The 12,671-nt window shown below is 46.1% G+C and carries 13 protein-coding genes and 1 riboswitch; of the genes, 1 reads left to right on the forward strand and 12 read right to left on the reverse strand.

Going from position 1 to position 12,671, the window contains the following annotated elements; genetic code table 11:
* Positions 1-118 precede the first annotated feature (118 nt).
* On the forward strand, positions 119-841 hold the full coding sequence (locus HFD99_RS00905; RefSeq protein ID WP_103042499.1) for a protein-glutamine gamma-glutamyltransferase: 723 nt from the start codon (positions 119-121) through the stop codon (positions 839-841).
* 90 nt (positions 842-931) lie between these two features.
* Here the strand turns inward: HFD99_RS00905 and ytfJ are convergent, their stop codons facing one another.
* From ytfJ to lysA, 12 genes are all read right to left on the reverse strand, one after another.
* Positions 932-1,420: a GerW family sporulation protein gene (gene ytfJ / locus HFD99_RS00910; protein ID WP_016822238.1), complete on the reverse strand. Its 489-nt coding sequence runs from the start codon at positions 1,418-1,420 to the stop codon at positions 932-934.
* 98 nt (positions 1,421-1,518) lie between these two features.
* Entirely contained in the window at positions 1,519-2,232 is a 714-nt protein-coding gene (locus tag HFD99_RS00915; protein WP_103042500.1) for a DUF2953 domain-containing protein, read from the reverse strand.
* A gap of 142 nt (positions 2,233-2,374) precedes the next feature.
* Entirely contained in the window at positions 2,375-2,983 is a 609-nt protein-coding gene (gene scpB / locus HFD99_RS00920) for an SMC-Scp complex subunit ScpB (protein ID WP_016822240.1), read from the reverse strand.
* On the reverse strand, positions 2,952-3,746 hold the full coding sequence (locus tag HFD99_RS00925; protein WP_017427525.1) for a segregation and condensation protein A: 795 nt from the start codon (positions 3,744-3,746) through the stop codon (positions 2,952-2,954). Before HFD99_RS00925 ends, scpB begins: the two co-directional genes overlap by 32 nt.
* A 173-nt stretch (positions 3,747-3,919) precedes the next feature.
* On the reverse strand, positions 3,920-4,384 hold the full coding sequence (gene ribH / locus HFD99_RS00930; RefSeq protein WP_017427524.1) for a 6,7-dimethyl-8-ribityllumazine synthase: 465 nt from the start codon (positions 4,382-4,384) through the stop codon (positions 3,920-3,922).
* Between the two features lie 30 nt (positions 4,385-4,414).
* A complete protein-coding gene (gene ribB, locus HFD99_RS00935; protein ID WP_185094028.1) occupies positions 4,415-5,098 on the reverse strand; it encodes a 3,4-dihydroxy-2-butanone-4-phosphate synthase in 684 nt (227 codons plus the stop codon).
* Between the two features lie 74 nt (positions 5,099-5,172).
* Entirely contained in the window at positions 5,173-5,838 is a 666-nt protein-coding gene (gene ribE, locus HFD99_RS00940; protein WP_044785221.1) for a riboflavin synthase, read from the reverse strand.
* A gap of 330 nt (positions 5,839-6,168) precedes the next feature.
* Positions 6,169-6,341: riboswitch (FMN riboswitch) on the reverse strand.
* Positions 6,342-6,409: 68 nt separating this feature from the next.
* Positions 6,410-6,877: an IDEAL domain-containing protein gene (locus HFD99_RS00945; RefSeq protein ID WP_016822245.1), complete on the reverse strand. Its 468-nt coding sequence runs from the start codon at positions 6,875-6,877 to the stop codon at positions 6,410-6,412.
* Positions 6,878-7,096: 219 nt separating this feature from the next.
* Positions 7,097-9,385, reverse strand: a complete 2,289-nt coding sequence (locus HFD99_RS00950; RefSeq protein WP_123797345.1) for a thiamine pyrophosphate-dependent enzyme — start codon at positions 9,383-9,385, stop codon at positions 7,097-7,099.
* Positions 9,385-10,398, reverse strand: a complete 1,014-nt coding sequence (locus HFD99_RS00955) for a 2-oxoacid:acceptor oxidoreductase family protein (RefSeq protein WP_113050338.1) — start codon at positions 10,396-10,398, stop codon at positions 9,385-9,387. Before HFD99_RS00955 ends, HFD99_RS00950 begins: the two co-directional genes overlap by 1 nt.
* Positions 10,399-10,654: 256 nt before the next feature.
* Positions 10,655-11,089, reverse strand: coding sequence for a peptidylprolyl isomerase (locus tag HFD99_RS00960; protein WP_013310775.1), 435 nt, complete (start codon positions 11,087-11,089; stop codon positions 10,655-10,657).
* A gap of 161 nt (positions 11,090-11,250) precedes the next feature.
* Positions 11,251-12,618: a diaminopimelate decarboxylase gene (gene lysA, locus HFD99_RS00965; RefSeq protein WP_016822250.1), complete on the reverse strand. Its 1,368-nt coding sequence runs from the start codon at positions 12,616-12,618 to the stop codon at positions 11,251-11,253.
* Positions 12,619-12,671 lie beyond the last annotated feature (53 nt).

A 12,671-nucleotide genomic window follows, 5' to 3' on the forward strand; every position in this document is an offset into this window, starting at 1 on the left:
GACAGTCATTAGCCGCTCCTGTTTTGCTTTCTTTCTACGTTAACCAAGCAACTTGCAATCCTGAACACATATAATATTAGTTACTAACGTTAAATATGAAATCGAGGGGGGTTACAACATGCAGCGATTACAGTTTGAAATGATTTTAAGATCGCGGATTGTAGAGTCCGCACAAGCATTACATCAAAGTGGTGTATCCTTTGCCACTTTTGCTACCGCGCGTTGCAACCCGCAATTTTGGGAGTTAACGGAAAAAGGCGGTTTTCGGATCAAAGCAGGTGTTACTCCCGCGCAGGGGATCAGAGATATCTTTATAAACGGTCAACAATACGCTTTTGAATGTGCAACAGCAATGGTTATTGTGTTGTACAAAGGAGTACTGGATTCCATTCTAGAAAGTGAGTTTAATCAGATTTTTGCAGATATGCTGTTGTATGATTGGCACTATGACAGTGATCTCAGGCTTATACAACAGCAAGGCAGCCATAAAGCAGTACCTGGGGACATACTGTATTTCAACAATCCAGATGTGTCGTCAGATTCATTGGAATGGAAGGGAGAAAATGTCGTCAAATTGAAGGAAGATTCATTCTATGGCCATGGGATTGGCATCTTGCCGGCTCAAGGTATTATTGATTCTCTTAATCAACATCGTCGCCCCGATGCCACGGTATCTGCTTATTTGACAAATGAAGTGATCTACCCAGACTTCGTTTACCTATCACAGTTCGCACCCGAAGAAAACCGAGAAAATGAACTATCAGTGAATACATTTTATTACCAAGAATTCAGTCACTGTATACATGCTGTCATTGGCGGAAGGCAGTATATTCAGGAATAGGGTCGAGTGCATACTAAAAAGAAGGTATTCCTAGGCCGCGCTCGGCTTGGGGATACCTTCTTAAGAGAACACTTTTAATTTCAATAACTTTTACAAGTAAGCCGGTCCAGATTGACTTTGATCCGTATTAGCATTTGCAGGTACCTGTGGAGGTGGAGTCTGCATGTTGCTGCCTGAATTCTGGAAGATAGACTGAACCTTATCGATCAGGTATGGTGTGGAGTCGATGATTTTCTCAAACAGATGCGTTTGATTGTCCAACGGAACGATTTGTGCTCCCTGTTTGCCGACAACTAGAAAGGCAATGGGATGAATAGATACACCACCACCGCTACCGCCACCAAAAGGATGTACTTCCTTCCCACTATGATTACCCGATGAGGAAGTATGAAGCGACTCTTCATCTACGTTAAAATCACTTCCGCCGGCTGCGAAGCCAAATCCTACCTTACTGATTGGCAAAATAACGGAACCATCGGGTGTTTCCACTGCGTCTCCCACAATCGTATTGACGTCCACCATGGCCTTGATGTTCTCCATCGCGGTTTGCATGAGCCCTTGAATCGGATGATCTGACATGTTTTATTCCTCCTCTGCTTATCTCAAGCGTAGACTGCTTTTCTTTCGCTATTGTGCGCAAAGGTTCAGGAAATATGTATGTCAATCCTCTACACTGTTTATTCTTTACTGTTGGCTTGATGATTCTCAGGAGCTTTGGAAATAACCCGCTTCCATGCCTCTATGCCTCCCGGAACGCGCCATATGCGGAAAGCTAATCTGAGCATGGAAAAGATTAAATAACCGAACGATATTTTTGCTTCACAATTCAAGATGGTAGTAAAACGTAGCCGGTCCACCCAATAAGGCACCACAAACACCTTTGGGGTACATTCCATGCGCACAATGCTGGAGGCAAAACCGATCAAGGTCGTTTTTAATCCCCACAACATACCAGTTGAGGTCGCTGTATAAGCTGCGTCAGCCAGACTAATATTGGTAGACCACTCCATTTTCGACACTGTTACATGGGCCAATGTATGTCTCAGCCATCGCTGTAAGGATTGTGTACCCTTGAGCAAAACCCGTATATCATGTATAAATTGCTTGATTTTTTCGGTATCAATATTTCCGCTATCCACAGAAGCATCCGTTTTATGTATATTTTTATTGCGGTCAAGCCGATAGAGAAGCCCTTTTTTCAAACCTGTTATGAGAATGGCTGGAATATCGTAATCCATTTTGATCAAGCCGTATAGAAATCTGATCTCTAGATGCGCCCGATCATCATTGTCATGCTTGGCAATTTCCAGCTTCAATCGAATACGAGAGAGCAGAATAGCCAGTACAATGAATATAACGATGATGATGGCGATACTGATCCATTTCCACACTGGCGAGTCCTCCCTACCCTTTTGCTATAGAATATCATGGCAAAAATAGTATGACCTTTCAGCGGAAAATCATGCATCTTAAAATGCCAAACAGCCAGCCCTCAACGACGTAAGGACTGGCTGTCTTTTGAATTTTTTGAATTTAAGATTCCGGATCCGAATCGTTCTCCGCAGGCTGGCTACTCTCCAGACGCTCGAACAATAGCTGTGTCTCTTCTTCTAAATTGTCTGAATCCTCGAACTGCTCCGGTTGCGGTAGATCTTCAAGAGAGCCTAGACCGAAATAATCCAAAAATGATTTCGTTGTTCCGTACAATATTGGTCGTCCGATGGCCTCAGCTCGACCTTTCTCTTCAATGAGCTCCTTGTTGACCAGTGTATGTATGGCCCGCTCGGATTTGACACCTCGAATCTCTTCGATTTCAACTCTTGTAATGGGCTGGCGGTAGGCCACAATGGCCAGTGTCTCCAAAGCAGCTTGAGACAATGAGGCACGTGCCGGAGAGTAGGCGAGCTTTTCAAAATAAGGTGCATGTTCGGATAAAGTTGCAAGCTGATAATGACCAGCAATACGGACAAGCTGCAGACCTCTTCCTCCTTGCTCCATATCCTGTTTCATATCCTCCAGACACTTTTCAACCAGCTCTTGCTGCTGTTCTACAATGTCGGCGATCTGCTTGGTGGACAACCCTTCCTCTCCCGCGAGAAACAGTAGCCCCTCAATAATTGATTTCAGCTTCAGATAATCCATTAACCCGTAAATCCCCTCTCCACTCCATTACAATATCATCGAAAAGCTTCTCCTGATAACAGAAGATTTGCTTCATTTTCATCAATTCAAGGATAGCCAAAAAGGTTACAACCACCTCATGCCGATACATATCCTCATGCATCAGCTTGGAGAACAGCAGCCGTCCTCCATTCCCCACCTTCTCTAACGCCCCGATAACTTGCCGGATACGGTCCTTGACTGAAATTTCGTCCCGATGAACACGGGTTACCGTCGTACGTCGTTCAGCTTTGCGCAATGCACGCTGAAAGGCCGCGACCAAATCGCTCGCATGCAGCCCATGCACCGGATTTGCGGGTTCGGTTGGCAGGAATGCGCTCAAATCTTCCGGCTCCTTGCCATAAATCAGACTACGTTCCCACTCCCGTTCGCTGAGATGGCGAGCAATCCCTTTGTATTTACGATACTCCACCAGCTTGCGAACCAGTTCCTCGCGTGGATCATAGTCTTCTTCTTCATAAAAATCCAAATCGTCATATTCCATCACAGGTGGCTTGGGAAGCAACAATTTACTCTTAATGGATAAGAGCGTCGCCGCCATCACTAGAAACTCGCTTGTAATGTCCAGTTCCAGCTCCTGCATACTGTGCAAAAAAGCCATGTACTGATCAGTAATATCGCTAATCGGGATATCCTGAATGTCGATCTCGGCTTTATCAATCAGATGCAACAGTAGATCCAGCGGACCCTCGAATGTTTCCAGCTTGTAATTTACGACTGTCAATGTGCTTCCCCCTGCCTTACTCCAATCATCATTCAACAATACCTTTCCCCATTAGCACTTATGCTCTACGTTATCAATCCCTCTTTCTGTAGTATATACGTCATCGCCTTGCTTAACAATCTAATCCCTTTTCCACTTTGCAGTTTATGCCGTTCTTTCAGCCATTTATATCATTAGAACTGCTTACCGAGATTGGCCATTTCAATCGCAGCCAGCGCAGAATCCCAACCTTTATTACCAGCCTTTGTACCTGCCCGTTCTATGGCCTGCTCAATATTTTCCGTAGTCACTACACCAAAAATAATAGGGACACCCGTTTTCAGACTGCTTGCCGCCACACCCTTGGCCACTTCATTGCAGACGATATCATAGTGTGAAGTAGAACCACGGATAACCGTGCCAAGCGTAATGACAGCATCATACTTTCCACTTGCGGCCATTTTTTGTGCAATAAGCGATATTTCAAATGCACCCGGCACCCACGCTACATCAATTTCACCTTCCTGTGCACCATGTCGTTGAAGTGCATCAAGTGCACCGCTCAACAGTTTGCTTGTAATAAATTCATTAAATCTGCCCACCACAATACCATACTTTAAACCATTCGATACGAGATTACCTTCCAGAAAACGTGCCATGCTTATCAACCTCTCTTTTTTTTGAATTATTTACAATGACAAACGACGACGGTAGTCGATTAAATGCTGAATGCTAATCAGCTTCAATTGATGTCGCTTGGCGATCACGACCAAATCAGGTAAGCGGGCCATCGAACCATCTTCCTTTATAATTTCGCAAATGACCCCGGCAGGCTTAAAGCCGCTGAGTCGGGCCAGATCGACAGCCGCTTCAGTATGACCGGCACGCTGCAAGACCCCACCATCGCGAGCAATTAGTGGGAACATGTGACCAGGTTTGCGAAAATCGCTTCCCGTGATTACTTCGTCGGCTAAGGCACGAACAGTCAAAGAGCGCTCAGCCGCTGAAATCCCCGTTGTTGTCTTCATATGATCTACCGATACCGTAAAGGCGGTACCGTGAAAATCTGTGTTTTGCTCTACCATAGGATGCAATTCCAATGCCTTGGCTCGGTGCTGTGTGATCGGCACACAGACCAATCCGCGACCTTCTGTAATCATGAAATTGATCACCTCGGGCGATGCTTTTTCAGCCAAAGCGATAAAGTCGCCTTCATTTTCCCGCTGTTCATCATCCACTACAATAACGACTTTGCCGTTCTTTAAATCCTCCAATGCTTCTTCGATGGAATCCAATCGAATCTCTTCGTCGTGGTGCAACTCATCCTGCTCCATGATGTTTGTCGTTGCACTTGTTTGGATGCCTCTATCCATAACCCTCTCCTCCTTATGTCTTGTGTCACGAATGCTCCTGAACCAATTTTTCTATTATTCTGTAACAGGCTGTATCAGGCAAAGCCGTGTTTCGCCAAATAGTCCAAACTAAGTGGGGCTTGATCGGCTCTCTCCATCGACGCTGAACCTCTGTAATGTAAAAGTTGCTCCACATATTTGCCCAATATATCGCATTCAATATTCACGGTATCTCCCTCACGTTTGGCTTGTAAGGCCGTTTCGGCTAAGGTGTGGGGGATAATAGATACAGCAAAGCTATTTCTCGTCCGCTGCGCGACTGTGAGGCTGATACCATCAATTGTAATTGACCCTTTGAGAAGAACATATTTAAATAATGCTTGATCAGAAGGCTCAACTTCGAACACTACCGCATTCTGCTCTGATGTCACTCCGCGAATCGTACCCGTCCCGTCCACATGTCCCTGTACGATATGTCCTCCGAATCTTCCACTCGCCGCCATCGCCCGCTCCAAATTGACTCGACTGCCGGATCTGAGTTCCCTTAGATTACTGCTGCGAAAAGTCTCAGGCATCACATCAACCTTAAAATCTTTAGTACCAATCTGTATTGCCGTCAGGCAAACACCATTCACCGAGACACTGTCGCCTATTTTCAAATCGCCTAATACCACAGAACCCGAAATCCCCAGCACCATCGCTTCACCACTTTTGGAAATACTTTGAATGCGACCCACTTCCTCGACCAATCCGGTAAACATGCTTTCACTCCTTTCCACTACATTTCAGTTTATCCCTAATTCATCAGCTGTAAGCGCAAATAACCCCCAGTCAGGATTCAATCCGTCATGGGGGTGATGAGAGTCACATATGTAGTATACAAGCGCAGTTCATACATGTATTAAAATGACATGAAATCATAGGTCTGCCAACAGAAAGCATGATGACAATACAGCCAATTACGCTCAGAACACTATCGAAAAGAAAGCTTAATAAAAGCTGTCGTCCGATGCTGTCCTACAACGAAATAAGCCGTACGAACTTTTACGTATGCTAAAAATTGGCACATGTCACGTCATGCACATGCGCTTCGTATCCTTCTCCCATCCAGACTATACTGTCGGTCCCGGAATTGCACCAGGTCCACCTTCTGCTGATTGTTCAGCATCCGGGTCACGGACTAAGCCATGCTGTGTTCTCAGAAGCGATTCACAAACATGTCATCACCGCCGGTGGGGAATTTCGCCCCGCCCCGAAGGATCTTGCTCTTATTTAATTGAATTAACATTAAACTTGTTACGTATATTAGCACCGACTTCTAAAAAAAGCAAGTTATCTAATCGAAGCTCCTGCTTTGCTTTTGACATATTGAGTGGAGAGTTCCTCAAACCAGGTTTTATCATTCATATGAAGCGCCAGGTCAATCAGATCGGCCAGTTCGTCGACTCCAAGCTGCGTATCATGATCAAAGGTAATGACAGCTGAAGCAACAGGTCCTCGCTCTCCCTCAGAACATGCTTCATAATCCAGTCTTACATCCACATGCCCATCAATAAACTCGCATTTTAGAAAATAAATAATTTCACACATTAAAATAGGGCGCACTTGTGTTTCTAACACGCAATCCATCACCTTGGCAGAATAATGCTGGTTCGTCAGCGTGAATTTGTGTTCTGTTGCCGCCAGCGATGCCCGTCCAAAATCATCCGTAAACTTGAGTTCCACTGGCGTGATGTTCATAACCTTGGGGATTTGCTTCTTTATAATTTCAATTATTTCAACTGTGTTCAGCTTAATCATTACCTGCACCTCATTGCATCTTAAAATTCAGAAGAAGACTTTATAACATACCTTCTATAGGCCTCCACTCCTATATCGGAAATCATTACCTGTTTTTTTATGCTTCAACCCATAAACGCAAAAAAAGATTCCTGGCGCAGCAAGCGCTAGGAATCTCAATCGAACCGGTGCCGAAACAGCGGCTAACAATGTTACACGATTATTATGCAAAAAACAGAATTATAACTCCGAAATTTCATGTTTCTTTTTCAGGATAGTCCAGCGACGCTCAATCTCCTGCTCAAAGGTAGCCAGCGTTGCTTCCTCTTTGAGAAGATGCTTCGTTTTACCCATTAATTTTAGCCATTCTGCGGCTGGAATCCGTTTTCCCTTGTCTTCCGGATTGTACGTAATCGTCGTGCTCCCTTGCTCGATTTCGTACAAAGGAAAGAAGCAAGACTCGACTGCGGCGCCCACGATGCTAGTACCCAATCTGTCTTCGGATTTCCAGTTGAGTGGGCAGGCGCACAAAATTTTACCATATGCCGTACCCACGTTGTTGGCGTACCATTGAGCCTTGGCGGCTTTGCGCAGCATATCCTGCGGATGACTTTCGGCTGCTGTAAAGGCATACGGGATGTTACAGGCGGCCATAATTTGCACAGTATCCTTATGATGCCCTTGTTTCCCTTTTTGCATTTTCCCTACACCCGACGTACTCGTCATATGCCCCATTGGAGTGGAGTACGATTGCTGAGAGCCTGTATTCATGTATCCCTCGTTATCATATTCCAGCATGATCAGTTTATGGTTACGCAGAGCCGCACCAATCGCAGAACCCATACCAATATCCATCCCGCCGTCACCACTGATCATGATAAAGGTCGGATCATCCGACATCTCAATTTCATTACGTCGCTTCATCTCCATGTAAGCTTCCAGCGCTCCTGAAAGGGTAGCGGCCCCGTTTTGAAAAAGATTATGGATCATCGGTTGCTTGTGTGATGTGTATGGGTACCCTGTCGTCACCACATATACGCAGCCAGTCTGGAACAGTACAACAATGTCGCCTTCAATCCCTTTAAAAAACAGTTCTAGTGCAGACAAGGCTCCACAACCAGGACAAGCCCCATGACCCGGAGTAAGACGGCGTGGTTTGGTTGTTAACGAACGCAGAGGTGGTACCTTGACTTTGAGCTTCCCGGTCGCCTCGTCCGGCGTAACCTGAATCAGACCCGTACGGTATGCATTGCCACGTGGTGGCTGCATGACTTGCGGCATCACCTTGTCCGCTGAACCCGGATTAATCCCGTAATAATCAAAGGGCTTCTCCGCTCGTCCAGCCTCTGCCGCCTCAATCGCAAGCTGGAAGAACGCCTCTGCATCTTCCGCATAAAAATCCTTTCCTCCCAAGCCAAAGATACGGCTCAATACGAGGGTTTGATTCAGTGGGTCCTCCTGCAACGCCGCCTTAATTTCGTGCGTCAAATTACCACCATCTGATCCGTACGAATCTGCACGTTCACCCACCAACAACGCCTTGACATGGCGCAACGCCTCCCGCAGTTGTGCGGCTGGAAACGGCCGGATAATATTCGGACGAATCACACCAGCTTTAATGCCACGCGCACGGAGTTGATCCGCCACATCCTTGGCCGATTCAGCCGCCGAATTCAGCAGAAATACCGCAACCTCAGCATCCTCCATATGATACAGGTCCAAAATCGGATATTCCCGACCGGATAAAGCAGCATATTCTGCTGCTACCTGCTCATATACTCCTTCTGAAAGCTTCAACGCTTCGGACAGTTGAACGTGATTATTCGTCAGGTCATCACCGTTCATATGCGCACCCACAGTGACAGGATGATCAAAATCCGTAATATTCGGATAATTCAGGTTCGGATTGGGGCCTACAAAATCGCGCACGGTCTCTGCATCGGCAAAATATTGCACTTTACGTTTTTGATGAGATGTATAAAAACCATCGTATGCGACCATTACAGGCAACCGTACATCGCTATGCTCTGCGATTTTCAGGGCCATGATGTTCATATCATACACAGCCTGTGGCGTACTTGCCGCCAAAATGACCCAGCCTGTATTCAAACCATAATACAGGTCCGAATGATCCCCCCGAATATCCAAGGGACCACTAACAGCTCTTGTCACCAGGTTCATAACCATAGGGAAACGGGTACCTGACTGAACAGGCAACTGCTCCAGCATGTACAGAAAACCTTGCGAACTGGTGGCGTTCACAACCCGCGCTCCAGCTGCCGCAGCTCCATAACAAATCCCTGCCGATCCGTGTTCTCCATCGGCTGCAACCAGTTTAATATTATGCTGACCACGCGTTTTCATTTGATCCAGATACTGCGCTACCTCGGTCGATGGAGTGATCGGGAAATATCCCATCATATGATAATTGATCTGCGCAGCCGCCGTAGCTGCCATTTCATTACCGGATTCGAATGTTGTCACTTGTGCGGCGCCCGTCTGTTTGAGTTCTTCCTCCAGCTTTGCCATTACGCACGCCCTCCTTCATATACTGGAAATTGGTGGGCAACGCGATGCTGCTCCGCCCAGCCCCATTGTTCGCGACGCGAGCTTAATGCCCCTGACGGGCAAATATCTACACACTTCAGACACCCTTTGCAATACTGGTAATCAATCCCTTGCAAAAACGGCATCATTCTTCCGCGTTTGTCTGCTTGCTCTTCCCATACAAAGCAGTAATCCGGGCAAATCGAATCACACTTGGCACAATGAGTACATTTATCAGCTTCATACTCAGGTACATAACCCTGACGTGAACCACTAACATCTTTCGTCATGCTGTTGCCCTGAGTTGCAATAACGCCCCCCAGCAATTGAGTTTCGTACCCTAGCAAAGGCTGCGGACGTTCAAAAACCCGATCCTGCGCGTCATCCGTAACCGGATATACGTGTAGTTCCATTTCCTCAAATCCACGGTTAAACGTACGCAGATTAGGTTCTACCAACTGTGGATTTTTCTTTTCAAAGGTACTGCGTATAACCGATCTCATTGCTTCCGGGTCCAAGAAATCACAGACACGGAACAAGGCCCCCAGCATGGACGTATTCAATTTGGTTCGCTCTTCCAGTGCGATCCCCATTGCATCGACCACTGCTAACGTACCGGATACCAGTCCCAAATCAGCCCTTATTTCTTCTGCAGGACGTGTGGAATTGACCACTACAATCCCATCCGCTGGCAGTCCGCTGATCACATTTACCGTTTTGTATAATGTTTCATGGAAAATGCCTACCACATGCGGTTGCTCAATCGGACTGTGATCCCGAATATCCACCTCCGGCTCACAAAAGCGAACAAAGCTTTTAACCGGGCTTCCCTTCTTTTCCGAACCATAGGATGAGAAATTTGAAGCATTTAGCCCCAGACCAAGCACCCCGGTTTCGGCTAACATTTTGCCAGCCAGATTAGCGCCGAGTCCACCAATGGATTCCAGCCGGATTTCAAAAAATCCGAGTCGATTTGTGCGCGTTAAAATAGACAATGTGATAAGCCCCCTTCTTTTCCAACTCTTACTGAGCTTGAATACTCATATAAAATAAATGGAAAATGCATTCTTATGAAAAGGCTATCACAACACTTACTTTTCGAATGTGATCTTACGCACTGTAATACCTACGTGATTGTAAAAATCAGCAAACCGTCAAACAAAAGACAACAAAAGCCGCCCTGTCCAAAGACAGAACGGCTTAGGTGCAACGCTATTTAAAGGAATTCAAATCATGCATGTAATGTGTAAATTACACGTCAAATACTTTAACCTCTTTCATTTTGTCGCCTTGTTTTACAGCATCAATGAATTCCATACCTTTGGTTACTTTACCAAATACAGTATGTACTCCATCTAAATGCGGCTGTGGAGCGTAGCAAATAAAGAATTGGCTGCCACCTGTGTTGCGACCTGCATGAGCCATGGACAGAACGCCTTTGGCATGCTTGGTTGTATTCGTAGCTGTTTCACAGTCAATGGTGTAGCCAGGACCGCCTGTACCATTACCGATCGGACAACCACCTTGAGCAACAAAGCCCGGGATGACGCGGTGGAAGCTCAAACCATTGTAGTAACCGCTGTTTGCCAGCTTTTCAAAGTTAGCAACGGTGTTTGGAGCTTCTTCTGGGAAAAAGTCAATTTCGACGATACCGCCGTTTTCAAGATCTATTCTACCTTTTTTCATTGTTTGTATCTCCTTTTCAACCTGTTTTGAGAACTAAATAACATCAAGTTCCAGTTTACTATGAATTGGCGCGCTTAGCAAAGCCTTGTCCAAAAAAAGGGGCCATTGTCCCCGGTCATTCTTACCGATGCAATGGCCTGCTTGATTTTAGAATTCCACAATCAGGACGAAACCGTAATCTTGGCATTGGGCTGAACCACTGAGCTGGCTTGATCACGAACCAAGCGCTGTGGCAAAACATCGTTGCGAACAATATCCTCGTAGGTTTCCCGACGCACTACCAGCTCAGCCTCACCGTTGTTGACAAATACAACTGCTGGTCGGCGTATCCGGTTATAATTGCTCGCCATGGAGTAATTATAAGCTCCGGTTGAGGCTACAGCGAGCAAGTCTCCGCTATTCGGGCGAGGCAGTTCTACATCCCAAATAAGCATATCGCCGCTTTCACAGCATTTGCCTGCAATAGACACTGTCTCTTCGTTCGCATCTTGTGCTCGATTAGCCAGCATCGCTTCATACTTGGCCTGATACAGTGCAGGACGTGGATTATCTGTCATTCCGCCGTCTACGGAAACATATTTACGAACCTGCGGAATATCCTTGATGCTTCCTACCGTATACAAGGTTGTACCTGAATCACCTACAATACTTCGTCCCGGCTCAATCCAAATTTCTGGAAGCTCATCGTAAAGTCCTGAAAAATGAGTTTTCACCGCTTCGCCGATAGCCTGTACATAGGTGGATAGTTTCAGCGGTGTGTCCTCCTCTGTATAACGGATGCCAAATCCACCACCAAGATTAATCACCTTGAAGGAAAACTGAAGCTGCTCCTTAATCTCTCTGCAAAAAGCTGCGACCCGCTCGGCAGCCATTTGGAAGCCATTGACTTCGAAGATTTGCGAACCGATATGAGAATGTACTCCCAGCAGATTAAGATGATCCAGCTTGATAGCCTGTTCCACCGCTTGACGGGCTGTACCATTCGCAATGTCAAAGCCAAATTTTGAATCTTCTTGACCTGTGGCCATATATTCATGCGTATGCGCTTCAACCCCCGGCGTAACCCGCAGTAAAATATTGACCTGTTGTCCTTTTTCAGAGGCGAGAGCCTGTAACAAATGCAATTCCATCTTGCTATCAACGACGAAGCAGCCAATGTGCGCCTCTAACGCCATTTCAATTTCTTCCGGCGTCTTGTTATTGCCATGAAAATGGATTCGTTCTGCCGGAAATCCTGCTTGGAGCGCTGTAAACAGCTCTCCGCTGGAAACAACGTCAAGCGACATTCCTTCTTCAGCAGCTAAAGCGCACATGGCCATAACACAAAATGCTTTGCTTGCATAAGCCACTTGAAACTTTAAACCGGTCTCACGAAATGCTTCTATAAATTCCCGGCAACGCCGGCGGACTAACTGTTCGTCTACAATATATAGCGGCGTGCCAAAACGCTCTTTCAAAAGCGTGGTATCACATCCACCAATCTCCAAATGTCCATTGCTGTTAATTTTACTGCTTCCATGCAAATACATGTTCTGGCGCCTCTCTTTCTGGAACAAGCTAGTCATATTCCATCGAATGTTTA

The organism is Paenibacillus sp. EKM301P, assembly GCF_011800295.1.
Taxonomy (GTDB): domain Bacteria; phylum Bacillota; class Bacilli; order Paenibacillales; family Paenibacillaceae; genus Paenibacillus; species Paenibacillus polymyxa.